Annotated in this window: 10 protein-coding genes and 2 pseudogenes; 11 read left to right on the forward strand and 1 reads right to left on the reverse strand. The window is 65.3% G+C overall.

What is annotated here, in order from left to right; translation table 11 throughout:
* Nucleotides 1-209 (reverse strand): hypothetical protein (locus AB0I10_RS37195; protein ID WP_363157189.1); only part of this gene is annotated, 209 nt, incomplete at its 3' end.
* On the opposite strand from AB0I10_RS37195, the gene AB0I10_RS37200 reads away from it, so the two are divergent.
* The 11 genes and pseudogenes from AB0I10_RS37200 (at nucleotide 120) to AB0I10_RS37250 (ending at nucleotide 14,390) form a co-directional block, all read left to right on the forward strand.
* The gene (locus tag AB0I10_RS37200) at nucleotides 120-3,212 is read left to right on the forward strand and encodes a thioester reductase domain-containing protein (RefSeq protein ID WP_363157188.1); all 3,093 of its coding nucleotides are present in this window, start codon (nucleotides 120-122) and stop codon (nucleotides 3,210-3,212) included. The genes AB0I10_RS37195 and AB0I10_RS37200 overlap by 90 nt on opposite strands.
* Nucleotides 3,213-3,221: 9 nt before the next feature.
* Nucleotides 3,222-3,980 (forward strand): SDR family oxidoreductase, encoded by a 759-nt coding sequence (locus tag AB0I10_RS37205; protein ID WP_363157180.1) that lies wholly within the window; start codon nucleotides 3,222-3,224, stop codon nucleotides 3,978-3,980.
* Nucleotides 3,981-4,063: 83 nt separating this feature from the next.
* Nucleotides 4,064-4,837: an SDR family oxidoreductase gene (locus AB0I10_RS37210; RefSeq protein ID WP_363157181.1), complete on the forward strand. Its 774-nt coding sequence runs from the start codon at nucleotides 4,064-4,066 to the stop codon at nucleotides 4,835-4,837.
* A 70-nt stretch (nucleotides 4,838-4,907) separates the two neighbouring features.
* Nucleotides 4,908-6,155: an ATP-grasp domain-containing protein gene (locus AB0I10_RS37215; protein ID WP_363157182.1), complete on the forward strand. Its 1,248-nt coding sequence runs from the start codon at nucleotides 4,908-4,910 to the stop codon at nucleotides 6,153-6,155.
* Nucleotides 6,156-7,433: an ATP-grasp domain-containing protein gene (locus AB0I10_RS37220; protein ID WP_363157183.1), complete on the forward strand. Its 1,278-nt coding sequence runs from the start codon at nucleotides 6,156-6,158 to the stop codon at nucleotides 7,431-7,433.
* 45 nt (nucleotides 7,434-7,478) lie between these two features.
* The gene (locus tag AB0I10_RS37225) at nucleotides 7,479-8,177 is read left to right on the forward strand and encodes an aspartyl/asparaginyl beta-hydroxylase domain-containing protein (protein WP_363157184.1); all 699 of its coding nucleotides are present in this window, start codon (nucleotides 7,479-7,481) and stop codon (nucleotides 8,175-8,177) included.
* A 278-nt stretch (nucleotides 8,178-8,455) separates the two neighbouring features.
* Nucleotides 8,456-9,766, forward strand: a complete 1,311-nt coding sequence (locus tag AB0I10_RS37230; protein WP_363157185.1) for an MFS transporter — start codon at nucleotides 8,456-8,458, stop codon at nucleotides 9,764-9,766.
* Nucleotides 9,767-9,782: 16 nt separating this feature from the next.
* Nucleotides 9,783-9,938, forward strand: a pseudogene (locus AB0I10_RS37235) (macro domain-containing protein); the annotation flags it as partial.
* Between the two features lie 1,107 nt (nucleotides 9,939-11,045).
* Nucleotides 11,046-11,162: pseudogene (locus AB0I10_RS37240) on the forward strand (IS982 family transposase); the annotation flags it as partial.
* Nucleotides 11,163-11,739: 577 nt separating this feature from the next.
* On the forward strand, nucleotides 11,740-12,960 hold the full coding sequence (locus AB0I10_RS37245; protein WP_363157186.1) for a phosphatidylserine decarboxylase: 1,221 nt from the start codon (nucleotides 11,740-11,742) through the stop codon (nucleotides 12,958-12,960).
* Between the two features lie 26 nt (nucleotides 12,961-12,986).
* Complete coding sequence (locus AB0I10_RS37250; protein ID WP_363157187.1) at nucleotides 12,987-14,390, forward strand: hypothetical protein; 1,404 nt, start codon at nucleotides 12,987-12,989, stop codon at nucleotides 14,388-14,390.
* Nucleotides 14,391-14,530 lie beyond the last annotated feature (140 nt).

Consider the following 14,530-nt stretch of genomic DNA (forward strand, 5'->3'; position numbering starts at 1 on the left):
GCTACCGCGGCAACCCCGAGGCCACCGCTGAGGTCTTCACGAACGAAGTGAGCCCGGTCCTCGCGGGGCTCGGCCCGGCCTACCGCACCGGCGACAAGGTACGGGTCGATGGCCAGGGAGTGCTGGAATTCCTCGGACGCGGAGACCGCCAGGTCAAAGTCGGTGGATACCGCGTCGAACTCGGCCACGTTGAAGCGGGATTGCGTCATCTCCCCGCGGTAGCCGACGCGACAGCCGTCCACCTGGTCAAGGAGCGACCGATGCTGGTCGCGGCCGTGACGATGGAAAGCGACACGCACCGAGTCCCACCAGCCACGCTCAGGGAGCAGTTGCGCGATGCCCTACCGCCGTACATGATCCCCGACCGGATCGAGGTCTTCGACGACTTCCCCCGCAACGCCAATGGCAAGACCGATCAAGCCGCGCTGAGAGCGCTGATCGAGGGCAGGCTCATCGGCCGCGCCGAGCGTACGAACCACATCGACGACCCTCTCCTCGCCGAAGTCTGTGCGGTATGGCAACGGTACCTGGGTCACGGCGACTTCGGCGTGCATGACGACTTCACCTCCGTCGGCGGAAGCTCCATCGACGCCATCCAGGTCATCGCGGACCTCCAGGCCAAGGGATACCAGGTTTCGGCCGCGGCTTTCCTTGCCGAGCCCACCGCCGCAGCACTGGCGGCCCGGATCGAGGACGGCGTGGCCGCGAACGGGTACGCACCAACCGCTGCCCCGGCGACCTTGGCCACCGCGGACGACACGGCGCTCTCCCCTGCCCAGCAGTGGTTCTTCCGCCAGGACTTCGCGCAGCCCGACCAGTGGAATCAGGCACTGCTCCTCGACATCGACAGCGGGGTGCAGCCGACCGAACTCGCCGCAGCCGTCGCAGATGTGATGGCCCTGCACCCGATGCTGCACACGGCGTTCCGCGGTGCGGTGGCGGACCGCCGGCGGGACGTCGTCGAACCGGCGCCCACGTTCACCATGTCCACGCTGCCGGCCGACGACGGCCTGGTCGCCCGGCACATCAAAGATGTCTCGGCCGAACGCCAGGCAGAGATCGCCATCGCGTCCGGCGCCCTGTTCAAGGCACATCTCTTCAAGGGCCCCGAACAGGCCCATCTGCTACTGGTCTGCCACCACCTGTCGGTCGATGCCGTCTCCTGGCGCATCATCGTCAATGACCTCAGCCGCTGCTACACCGAGCGGCTGCGCGGCAATGCACCCCGTACCGCCTCGGGTACCACCGGCTTCGGCCAGTGGGCCACCCACCTGCGAGATCATGCCCCCGCCCTGCGAGCTGATCTCGTCCACTGGGACGACCTTGTCAGGTTCCCCGTCATGCCGGACGGCCCTGCCTCCGGTGGCGACAACCGGGAGGGGGACGCGCAGGCCGTATGGTTCCGTCTCACCCGCGCGGAGACCGACGCGCTGACTCGTGCGACCGCGGCCACCACCGGAACACCGTTCCATGCGGCCCTTCTCGCGGCCTTCGCCCAAGCGCTCGGTGAACTCGACGACACGTGTGAACTCGTGATCGACGTTGAGAGCCACGGCCGGGCCGCATTCGACGAGGGACTTGAAGTCTCCCGGGCGGTGGGCTGGTTCACCTCGACGTTCCCCATCCGTGTGGACATCGTCGCCGGCGATATCGCCACTACAGGGAAGTCGGTGACGGCGGCCCTGGAGGATGTGCCTCACCTCGGCATCGCGTACGGACTGCACGGAGGGCCACGGCGTGCGGACGTGTGCTTCAACTATCTCGGGTCGTTCGCCCTGCCGTACGGCGATGATCTGCGGCCGGTGCTGTCACGCCACTCCGTGGGGCCCGTCCGAGGGCCGGACAACGACCGTGGCTACGGCCTCAAACTCACGGCCCGCATCCACGACGGGCAGCTCGTCGCCGACCTCTCCTACACGCCGCGACGCTACGACCCCACGCGAATGCACCGGGTGGCCCGTGCCACTCACTCGCTCCTTCTCGAGTCGGCGGGGCTTCTCTCCGACGAGGCGCAGTTCGTGGTGGAGCACGGATCCAGCACGGGGCTGCTCGCCCAGGTGCCGGAATCGCTGCACTGCGAACCGCAGATCGGGACCACCAGGGAGTACGGCGGTGTGCTGCTCACCGGGGCCACCGGATTCATCGGCGCCCACCTGCTGCATCTCCTGTTGACCCGCACCACCGGCCATGTCCACTGCCTCGTACGCGAACCCGAGGAGCGTTCGGCCGTGGAACGACTGAGGGACGCCTACGCCTGGTACTGGCCGGATGGCGACCTTGGGCGGTACACCGATCGCATCACGGTGTATGCATCGGATCTCACCGAGCGGGGCTTCGGCCTTTCGGATGAGGACTACGCGAAGCTCACGCGGGAAGTCGAGGCGATCTACCATCTGGCCAGCGACACAAAGCTGTTCGGCGACCGCGCCTCCTTCGACCGGCACAACACCGAACCTGTGCGGGCCATGGTCCGGCTGGCCACCACGGGGCGATCCAAGGACCTGCACTATGTGTCCACCCTCGCGGTCTGCGGCAGCGCCGGGGAGGGCGAGCCGGCCGTCTTCACTGAGGACAGCCTCAACATCGGCCAGCGCTTTCTGAACGAGTACGAACGCAGCAAGTACGACGCGGAACGCGTGGTTCAGGAGTTCGCCGCGCACGGCGGTGCCGGGTTCATCTACCGGTCCGGCAACGTTACGGGGCACTCGCGGTCCGGCCGGTTCCAGCGCAACGGCAGCGACAACCGACTCGTCCAGGTGCTGCGTGCCTGCGCACGGATCGGCCGCGCGCCCCGCGTCGGCGCCGAGACCCTCGCGCTGAGCCCGGTGGACACAGTCGCGGAGGGCATCCTCGAAATCTCCCGCAGCGCACGGGTGAGGGGCGGCACCTTCCACGTCGACACCCACCACCAGGTGTCGTACGGCGAAATCTTCGCGGCGCTCAGGGAGGTGGGCTGCACCCTGGAAGACGACGAAGCCCAGGACTTCGCGACGCTTTTCGGCCGCTACGCCGGCGGGAGCGACGAGCAGATCTCACTTGCGCACTTCTGGGCGAGCCGCCCTGAGCGCAACGTCCGCTACGACCATACGCGCACCCGGCGCCTGCTCGGCCACCTCGGTGTGGAGTTCGCGCCGGTGGACCGCACATGGCTGCGGGCATATTTCACCGGGCTGATCCAGCAAGGCGAGATATCCCTCGCCGACGACAAGTAAGGGTTCGACATGACTGAGGGACGCATCGCCGTCGTCACCGGGGCCTCCTCGGGAATCGGCAGGGCCGTCACGTCTACGTTCGCCCGACGGGGCATCCGAGTGGTGGCCGCCGGGCGCAGGGCCGAGCAATTGGACGCCGTCCGGGAAGAGCTGTCCGACCAGCCCGGCGCCGTCATACCGTTCGCTGGTGACATGACCCAGCCCGCGCACACTGAAGGGCTCCTGGCCTCCGCCGAGCGGGAATGGGGCCCTGCGAGCATCTTCGTGGCCTCGGCGGGGCGCGGGCTACCGGGCACCGTCCTCGGATCCGACGCGAGCCAGTGGAAGGATGTGATCGAGGCCAACTATCTTGCGATCCTCCACCAACTGCGCGCCGTTGCTTCCGACTTCAAAAAGCAGGCCGAGGCAGACTCAGGCCGTCAGGTGCGGGACATCGTCGTCATCGGCTCCACGGTGGGGCGCCAGGTGTCGGCCGCCAATCCGGTCTACGGTTCGACGAAGTTCGCCGTCCACTCGCTGGTCGAGGCGTTGCGCCAGGAGATCTGCGCCTACAACATCCGCGTCACGCTCATCGAGCCCGGGTTCGTGCGATCCGGCTTCCAGCAGGCGGCCGGATACGACACCGCCTGGTTCGAGGCAGTGGCGGAGGAGAACGGGCCGCTGTTGGTTCCGCAGGACGTCGCCACGGTCATCGAGTTCGTGGTCGGCCAGCCGACCCATGTGCACCTCGATGACATCAGGCTGCGTCCCACACGCCAAAAGGCCTGATGACAACGCCCGCACCCAGTAACCCGGACGGCCGGTCGTGCGCCGATCCGACTGCTCTGCCCCAGCTGTCTGAGGAGCCAGCCATGGACGACTTCGTCAGAGAATTGTTCACGCTCAAGGGCCGCAAGGCCGTAGTTACCGGCGGCAGTTCCGGGATTGGCCGGACGATTGCCACGGCGTTGTGCCGTGCCGGGGCCGAAGTGGTGGTGGTCGCACGCCGGTCCGAACCGCTGCGGGAGGCGGTGGCGGGGATGCGGGCCGACGGCGGCGCCGCGGCCTGGCTGAGCGCCGACCTTGGTGAGCGCGATGCGGTGCGCCGGCTGGCTGACCAGGTGGAGGAGCTGCACGGGAGGACGGACATCCTGGTCAATGCGGCCGGCGTGAACGTCAGGCCGCCGATGGACGAGCTCAGCGAGGACGACTGGGATCAGACCATGCGCACCAACCTCGATGCTCCTTTCGTGCTCGGCCAACGGCTGGGGCCCAAGATGGCGGCGCATGGATGGGGGCGGATCATCAACATCGCCTCTCAGCAGGCTGTCAGGGCCTTCGGGAACAGCGGTGCCTACGGTGTCTCCAAGGCGGGGCTGACGGCGTTGACGCGGTCCCAGGCGGAGGCATGGTCGGCACGCGGAGTGTGTGCCAACGCCATCGCGCCGGGATTCGTGCACACGCCTTTGAACGAGGCCGTGTTCAGGGACCCCGAGCGCACCGCTGCCATGGCTCGTCGGACGATGAGCGGCCGCAACAGCGAGCTGGGGGACTTCACAGGAGTCGCGGTCTTCCTGGCGAGCGACGCTTCTGCGTACGTAACCGGCCAGACGATCTTCGTCGACGGTGGTTTCTCGTCCACCTGATCACGCCCGACCGGCCGCAGCAGCGGCACCGACACCGTGAGGAGCCCTGTTGTCCCGGAACAGACCGGTCGTGGTACTGGTCGACGCGTATACGTCAGGGAAATACCTGCCCCCCGAGTTCGCCGCCCTGGGGGCGGAACTGGTGCACGTCCAGAGCACCCCGGAACTGATGCCGTCGATGCCGGCTCCGGACTTGAGCGTCTATCAAGCGAACATCATTCACAGCGACATCGAGAAGACACTCGTTCAGTTGGAGGACCGGGCGCCGGTCTGTGTCCTCGCCGGGCAGGAGCCAGGCGTGTTGCTGGCCGACCGGCTCTCGGAGCGGCTCGGCCTGCCTACCAACGGGACAGCGCTGTCGAATGCCCGGCGGGACAAGTACTGGATGGGAGAGGCGCTGCGCACAGCGGGACTGCACTGTGCCGGTCAGCTCAAGAGCGGAGATGCGGAGGCACTCGTCCGGTGGGCGGAGGAGACGGCCGACTATCCCGTAGTGGTGAAGCCGCTCAACTCCGCCGCTGGTGACGGCGTGTATGTCTGCGGCACCGCACAGCAGGTGAGGTCCGCAGCGAACGCGATCCTCGAATCCGAGACGATCTATGGCGACATCAACTCGGAAGTGCTGGCTCAGTCGTATCTGCAAGGTACCGAATACGTGGTGGACATGGTCTCCTACGGTCGGCGGCGTTATGTCTGCGGAGTCTGGGAGTACAAGAAGCGGTTGCTTCCCTCCGGCCGCAACATCTACGACAGGGACTGCCTCCTGTCGGCGGACGAGGGTCCTGCACTCGAACTGATCCCCTATGTGGAGAAGGCGCTCGACGCGCTGGGCGTCAAGTTCGGGCCGACACATGCCGAGGTCATCCTCACCCCCGAGGGGCCGGCCTTGGTAGAGGTGGGCACGCGCATCGCCGGGAACATGCATCCCGCGTTTCATGACCTCTGCGCGGGTGCGAATCAGGCGACTCTGACGGCGCTCGCCTACCTGAACCCGGGGAAATTCATCAGCGAATACGGCGGTCGCCAGTACAGAAAACAGCGAGAAGCCATCTGCTGCACCACATCCACCGAGCTCTCCGGGGTTGTCGAGAGTATCGACTGGCAGGTCGTCGAGCATGTATCCGACCTGGAAACCGTGGCCAGGCTCGATCTCAAGATCGAACCTGGTGGGTCCATCCAGCCGACCGTCGATCTATATTCGAGCACGCTCCGGATCTTTATGTCGGGCAGTACCATGGATGAAATTGAGCGCGATTGCCGGCAGATTGAAGAGTTGAAAGATCGCGTGTACCGGATTCGTGAAAATGAGTGTGGGTGAATGATGAGTACAGTCATAGTCACCGTTGTCCCCAATTCCGCTGTACGGCCTGCGGACATCGCTGAGGCAGCGCAACCGTGTGGTCTCTCGCCGATTTTCGTATCCATCGCCGATACCCTGGACGAGCCAGAGCGGGCTGAATACGAATCCTTCGGTCCCGTAGTCCAGGCGGACAAGCATGAACTCACTCCTGCAGTCGTCCAGTTGCGGGACCACCGTGCGTCGGGCGTGACGACCTTCAGCGAAGGGATGGTCCCCTTCACCGCGCATCTGGCGCATGACCTGGGGCTGCCGTTCCATGACCGCGACACTGCCGTCCGGCTCACCGACAAGGGGGCGCAGCGGCGGCGGCTCGCCGAGCGCGGGGTGGAATCCATCTGGTCGGTCGTGGTGGCCAGCCGTAGCGAAGCGCTGGCCCTTCTCGCGGGGCGGCCCGGCCCCGTGGTGGTCAAGCCGGTTCGTGGCCAGAGCAGCACCGACGTCCACCTGCTGGAGACGGCCGCCGACTTTCCCCCGGATCTGACACCCACCGCCGAACGGCCCTTTGTTATGGAGGAGTATCTGCGGGGCCGGGACGAAGGCGAATTCGGGGACTACGTCTCCGTGGAGTCCTTCGTCGCCGATGGCCGCACGCACACCATCGGGGTGACCAGCAAGTTTCCGATGGTTCCACCGTTTCGCGAACATGGCCATTTCATTCCTTCACACCTTTCCGCTGCCGAATGCGACGACATCGCCCGGCTGGCCGGGGACGCGGCACTCGCCCTCGGTGTGCGCCAGGGGCTGGTGCACACCGAGTTCAAGCTCACCCCCGAGGGTCCGAGGATCATCGAGGTCAACGGACGGCTCGGCGGATTCCTGGCCGACATGTACCGGCGTGGGACGGGAGTGAATCTGCTGGAGGTGGGCATTCGGGTGGCCTGCGGCCAGCCGGTCGCACTGACCGAATCCGAAGCGCGGTCTGTCGAATTCCAGTACTTCGGGCTATCTCCCCTCCCCGGCGGCGTCTTCCGGGACGTGAGCGGTATAGACACGCTGCTGAAGGAGCAGGGGATCGTCAGCTACCTCCAGCGGCTGGCCATCGGTGCCGACCTGCCGCCCATGACGACCTCGTCCTTCATGGATGTACTGGGCGGCAGCGCAACCGACTACGAGGAAATGTGGGAGACCATCGACCGGGGTCTTTCCCATCTGCAGTTCACCTTTGAGCAGTTGGACGGAACGACGAGCGTGTGGCAGGCGAAGCGTGGCGCCATGGTGGCCGTCCAACAGCCCTGAAGCGAGCGCGTCACACCACTTGTCCCACCATGATTGGAGTAGGCAATGAAGGGTTCCCCGAGCATCAACAACCAGCGACTTCGGGCTCTCTACAACTGGGTCTTCCTGCGCAAGGCCGGCGGAAAGAACCGACGGCGCATCATTCCTTCGCACGCGGTCTTCCCGGAAGTCTGGGAGCTGGAGCGGCAGTTCCCTGCCCTCCAGGCCGAGGTGGACGCACTGCTCGCGAGCCGGAGTATCCCGACCTACGGAACCTTCGATCCACAGCGCGCGGCTCAGGTGTCAGAAGAATGGCGCCTCTATTACGCCTACATGTTCGGGAACACGAATGAGCTCGCCAAAAAGGATTGCCCCACGTTGTTGTCCTTCGCCCAGTCCACGCCGAGCGTCGTCAACGCCTTCATATCCATCCTGGAGCCGGGAGTGACGCTGCCGTCACACCAGGATCCGTACGCGGGCATCCTGCGCTACCACCTCGGCATCCGGATCCCTACGGACAACCCGCCCCGCATCCGTCTGGCGGACGAGTACTACGAGTGGAAGGAAGGCGAGGGCACCGTACTCGACGTCTCCCTCGAGCACGAGGTGATCAATGAGAGCGATGAGTCACGCATTATCGTGATCATCGACTTCCGCCGGCCCATGGGGCCACTCGCTGGCCTGCTGAATCGCTATTGCCTGTGGCAGAAGCGGAAGTTCGCCCCGCAGTTCGTCGAGGCAGCGAAGTACGACGTCATGCACTGATCGCAGGCCTGGTGTGTGGGCCGCGGCAGCGCCCCGCGCACCGGGCCTTTCCTGAGGCATAGCCGCCGGGCGGGGGCGGCTCCGGCAGACATCGGAAGTAACCCATTGAGGGGGGCCTGTTCCCTGGTGGTTGCTGCCGTGAAGGTAACCGCTGGGGTCGTGGCTCCGCAGGCGTCGTGCGCCGGATGCCGTCGAGACTTTGAGCGGGGCGGTGCTGCCATCGGCTCTTGCGGTAACCCATGCCTGCAGCAGCACCACGCACCTGCAGGGGTGCTGGCATGACCGCGCCGACCCGTTTCCCAGGCATCGAAGGATCGTGTGACATGGAAGCTGTCGATCTGAAAGACAGGAGCACTCCCTCCTCCGTGCTCCCAAGAGGACCCGGTGTCGTCTGGTTCGGCATATCAGGATTCGTCAATTCCACGGGTACCGGGTTCTTCCACCCCTTCGCCCTGCTGTTCTTCACCGAACTCTCAGGAGAGTCCCTGCGCTCGGTAGGCTTGGTTCTCACGGTCACTGCCCTCGCTGTGCTACCGGGCCTCTTCGCAGTCGGCCGCCTCGTGGACCGACTTGGACCGAGGTTCGTACTCACGGCGGCGGCGGCGCTGCGAGCAGTGGCCTTCGCAGGGTTCATTTCCCTGCGAGGGCTGGTGCCGCTGGTCGTCTGCGGCCTACTCCTGGCCCTTGGAGACCGTGCGGAGCTGGCCGCGAGACCCCTGATGGCGATCCGGTTGGCACCGGAGGGACAGCGTAGTCAGTGGCTCGCCCTGACCAGAGTCGTCTTCAATGCGGGTATCGGTGCCGGTGCACTGTTCGCCAGCCTGTTTGTCGTAGACACAGGTTCGGGATTCGTGATCCTTGGGGCCATCAATGCGGCCAGCTTTGTGCTCGCGGCTCTGCTCTACCTCGGAATTCCTGCTTCGAAGACCACTGAGGCCGCTTTCATCCGGCCGATCAGCAGCCCGCGCGCCGCTCCCTGGCGCCATGTGGCATACCTGCGCGTCGCGGGAGCCAATTCCCTGCTTCTGACCGCCGCATTCGCGATGGAGACCGCGCTGCCTGTGTTCATCCTCCGCGAGCTGGCGATGCCGCCGTGGATCGTGGGCGCTCTGTTCGCAGTCAACACCGTGCTTCTGGCCCTGCTTCAACTGCCCATGAGCCGGGTGCTCGACCGGTTCCGCCCGCCGCTCGTGCTTGCACTGGGTGGTATGTCGTACGTCGCGCTCTACGTTGCCGCACTCCTGGCCGGGGGTGTGCCCCAAGGAGCTCAAATCGCCCTGATGGTCGGAGGCATGGCGTTGTACACGCTCGGCGAGCTGGCCGTCTCACAAGCCTCCTTGGTCATGCTGACCAGCCTCCCTCCACATGGGGAGCAGGGCGCCTACCTGGCTTTCAATCAGCTCTTCGCAGGTGGAGCCGCGGCGATTGCCCCCCTCTTGGTGACGGCATTTCTGGCCGACTGGCCTGCGGGTCTGTGGTGGGCCCTGGCGGGTGTCAGCGTGGTGGCCGCAATCCTGAGCCTGTCCCGACGAGAAGAGCCGCGGGTGTCCAAGGAGGGCCGTAGTCACGAGCCGCTCGGTTCGGCGTGATTCTGTGCCCAACTGCTCCTGCTACAGGGAGTCTCTCCAGGCCGCTGACGAGCTGGGCGCGTGGACGATCGCGTTCCCGGCCCTCTCCACCGGTGCCTACGGGGACCGATGGCGAAGGTCGCTCGCGATAGAGGCCGTGCGGGTTGCGAAGACGGCAGCAGCTTCAATGTGAGATCGCCAAGCGGGCGGACGCGCCCGGCGATGGCCAGCCGCCGGTTGCCGAGGCCGCTCGGGGACGAGCGGTTCAGCACGGCGTACTTGTACTGACCGACCTTGATCCGGCTGGTTGCGTTGCGAAAGATCAGTCCGTTCCGCTTGGCCCAGGCGAACAGCGAGAGCAGTGGGACGAGTTGGTCATGTCGCCGGCGGCCGTGCAGTGTCTGGATGTGGGTGAGGATGTCGTCGCGGGTCACTTCCCGCGGATGGGCATAGTGTTTCGACCATTCCAGCGGAGCTGGGTGTACTCGGTTGAGATGGAGCCAGAGCGTCCCCCCGGTCGGGGGCTGCGGGGTCCACCGTCGCGCAGGATGCGGGTCGTCGAGCACGGCGACGCCGTCCACCGTCAGGCCGTTGCGGCCGGCGGCGCCTCGGTCACCTGTCTGTTCTTCGGCGATCGGGTCGAGTACATCCAAAGCACAGACTCCTTTCCCAGTCTGGCTTCCGGCCGCGGCCGATGACTTACGCCAGGGCGGGGAAGGCTGCTTCCCACACCTCGCGGATGTGCCGGCTGACCAGGGTGCGCAGCTCCGGCCACAGGAAGACCAGCGTGCGTTCGTGGACTACACCTGCGTGCCCCTGGGGGAGCGACCCTACGATCTCCCTAGGCGGGGTGGCAAAACATGCAGGTAGGAACCGGTTTCTGTCCCTCTCGGCATGTGTACGTGTGGCAGGCTGGAACCAGGTCTGGCAGGGCTGATGCTGACTCCCTGCTGACTTTCCTGATGGTTCATCAGGGACTGGTGCTGGGGACGCAAGAGCCAGGAGGTCGGCGCCAGGTGTCGCCGTGCTATGGCCGACGACGTCGTTGGGCCTGTGGTGGGTCAGGTCGGCCTGGGGTTGGTGGGAGTGTTTGCTGGAGGCGTCTGGGCACGCCCGGGTGAGGTGTGCGGGCGCCTCTCCGGCGGACTGTCATGGGTGGGGATGTCGAGGGCGAGGGAGGCTCCCGCACCCGCCGTCGCGGAAGTCCGGGCCTGCTGCCCGCGCCCCTCCTGGCATCACGCTGTTGCGGCCGTCCACCAAACGGGAGGCCGCCCGGCCCGGCGAGCTGATGCTCAAGAAGATCCGCCGGCTCCTCGAGTCGGTCAATGATGCCCTCAAAGGCCCGCTCGACCTGGAACAACACGGGGGACGCACCGTTGAAGGCGTCACCGTCCGCGTCGCCCAGCGCATCCTCGCCCCGGACCACAGCAATCTGGCACAACCGACAAACCGGCCAGGCGGCTCACCGGCTCACTGCACTCACGCCTTGAACTGGTCAGCTTGTCGCTGACAGCACATCGGACTCTGCGGAACTCCGGTCAGCTCAATCAGAAGACTGCCGGCCACCCCGCCCGCCGCCCTCGCAGCCCCTCAAGCTCGGGTTCACGCCCAGAGCGACGACCCCAACAGCAAGATCAAGGCGACGTGTTAATGATCTGCAAGCCCTTAGCACCGGTTTGTTTCGTCCAAGTGGGTCCCGGCCATTGTGCCCCGCGTCAGTGTGGAATGCCCGGCGTGATGGATGGGGTGCATGTTGCGCTAAGGGGCGCATGGTAGGGCTATGTGGAGCTCGCGTGGCGGATGATGTGAGCTGATGCGGGGCTCGGCGAATATCTGCATGGCAGAGAACGATCTTCGTGCCCTGAGTCCTCCTTCCGCGGCGGCCCGGCTCCGGTCCAGTCTTGTCCGGGCACAGTCGGGCCCCACTTCCCATCTCAGCTGCAGTCTCATGAGTTGGGGTTCGACATTCCTTGAACTCGGAAGGAGACAGGAAAGTGACTCAGGGCAACGAACTATTCTCGAAGGACCTCGGCGAGTTTCTCGCCAAAATCAGGGACTGGTACAAGAACGACCGCGAGAAATTCAAAACCAATTACGAGAAGACGATCCAGGGCTTGCAGCCGTACCCGGACGGCACGCCGGACGAAGTGAAGTGGGACTGGAAGAGCGGCGTCGAGCGTCTGTGCGAGTTCTTCGGTGAGTGGTACGAATGGCCGTCGGGGGTCCACAACGGGCTTGACTACATCGAGAAGTTCAGCTGGCTCACCTACAAGAACCAGGCCGGCCTGGACTTCGTACTCTCCGGTCCGGGTCGTGAGATGACCGCCGACTTCACGAATCTGCAAGGCATGCAGATGGACGGGAAGCTGGACGGCGACAAATGGAAGATGCTCATCGAGAAATGGATCGAAGAGCTCGGCCCGAAGCGCATGGACGAGTACAAGATCGAGGACTGGCAGACCTTCAACGAGTTCTTCATCCGGGAGCTCAAGGAGGGCAGGCGGCCGGTCGACGCCAAGGACGAGATCGACGTGGTGGTCGCCCCGGCCGACTGCGTCATCAACATGATCGTCGATGACCTGACCGCGAAAACGCAGATCCCGGTCAAGTCGGTGAGCATGAACATCAACCAGCTGCTCGCCAACTCCGAGTACGCCGCCCGCTTCGACGGCGGTACGGCGGTGTCATGCATCCTGATGCCCGACCGCTACCACTGGTACCACTCACCGGTCGCGGGCGAGGTGGTGGAGGCATGCGAGGACGTCGACGGCGCGTACTACGGGTTCAAGAGCCTCCCTGACCTGCTCGACAAGGGAGACGTCGGCTACGGCTACGACTACTCGGACTTCGAAAGGTTCCGCCGGGGATACCTCATCATCAAGACGACGTATCTGAATGCCTCCGGAGGGCCGGCCGGCGAAGGGTACGTCGGAATGGTGCCCGTCGGCCTCAACTCGATCGCCTCCGTGAACTTCCTGGACAAGTTCAAGCCCCCGCTCCAGACACCGGTCATGGTGGAGAAGGGGGAAAGGATCGGCAACTTCAAGTACGGCGGCTCGCTCAACATCCTGCTGTTTGAAAAGGACCGGTTCCCCGCGCTGCAACTGCTCCAGGGGCAGCGCATCGGGGTCCTGGAGCAGACGGAACGGACAGCCAAGCTGTTCCGCGGCGCCGACTTCACACGATCCCGGCGGCACGGTCGTCCGACTCCCTGACCCAGCTGCCGAACGGAAGGTGAACCATGTTGGACGACCTTGTCGCCTCGATTCCGGCGAACGTCCTCAACACCCAGCGGATCGACTTCTCCACCGCCGACACCAAGAAGGTGCGCTCCTACGCCGGTCACGTGCACATCGACAGCACGGAGCATCCGAATACCAGGGACCATCTCTTCTACTGGTTCTTCGAGAGCCAGACCTGCAACCCCAACGTCGCGGTCCCCGACCAGCAGGAGTTGATCAGCCGGACGCCGCTGCTGATCTGGCTCAACGGCGGACCCGGCGCCTCCTCGCTCCTCGGCCTCTTCCTGGAGAACGGGCCACTGTCCATCGAAGACGACGCCGCCGGCACGATATCGGCGACCGCCGACTCCTGGAACCAGGAAGCGCATGTCATCTACTGGGACCAGCCCATCGGCACCGGATACAGCTACTCCGACACCGACGAGTACGTCCACAGCGAGAGCGCCCTCAGCGAAATGTTCTGGAAGGGCCTGCAGCAGTTCTTCAGTCTGCACCCGGAGTACGCACGGTGCCCGCTGTACGTCTGCGGTGAGAGTTACGCCGGCAAGTACGTACCGGCGATCGCCCTGGAGATCGACAAGCGCAACGGTCAGCTCCCGTCCGAGCAACGCATCAACCTCAAGGGCATAGCCGTCGGCAACGGCTGGATCAAGCCCGAACTGTCCCTACGTATCCTGATCGACTACGCCTATACGACCGGGTTCATCGGCATCGCCCAGAAAGACGGACTCGATGAGTCCTACGCCGAGTTCCAGGACGCCCTCGAAAAGCAAGAGATGGAGAAGGCCACCGACCTCGGCAACGCCCTCGTGACCGCGACCGGGATGTACGGGGGGCACTTCGACGTCTACGACGTGCGGCGCTGGGACGATCTGCCCATGGGGGCGCTGAACGCCTATCTGAACAGCGAGGGCGTGAAGAACTCCCTGCACGTTCCCGCGAACGTCACCTGGCAGAGCGCCGACGACAGCGGCCCGGTGGCCAAGGCGCTGGTGCAGGACAACATGGCGGACGGCTCCTGGCGGTACACGGACGTCATGGACAAGGGCTACAAGAGCCTGCTCTACACCGGGAACTTCGACACCGCCTGCGGGTACCGGAGCACGGAGGAAATCCTGGACGATCTCATGAAGCAGAGGGGCGACCACGAGCACGCGCAGTGGCGCGACGCGCCCCGCCTCATCTGGACTCAAGCACAGGGGAACCCGAAGGGTTTCGTCCGCAGTCGCGGGAACCTGACGCAGGTCAGCCTGCCCGACTCCGGACACCAAGTGCCGGCATTCCAGCCGCATATCTGCCGGGAAATGCTCTACAACTGGCTCTTCGACCGCCCATTCCCCGGCTACGACCCGCAACAGTCGGCAAAGCCGCGCAACGGCAGCTCCGGACCGCAGGAGGAATGAGGGCATCGGCGCCTGGACAGTGAGGTCCGGCCCGTACGATCACCGCTCCCCGCAGGCCGGGCCCCAGCGCGCGGCCAGCGCGGGACCCCGAGATAGGAAGAGCGGGGTGGTGGGGAAAAGTGGGTCGTGTTGGGGGTAGA

This window comes from Streptomyces sp. NPDC050636, assembly GCF_040654775.1.
Lineage (GTDB): Bacteria > Actinomycetota > Actinomycetes > Streptomycetales > Streptomycetaceae > Streptomyces.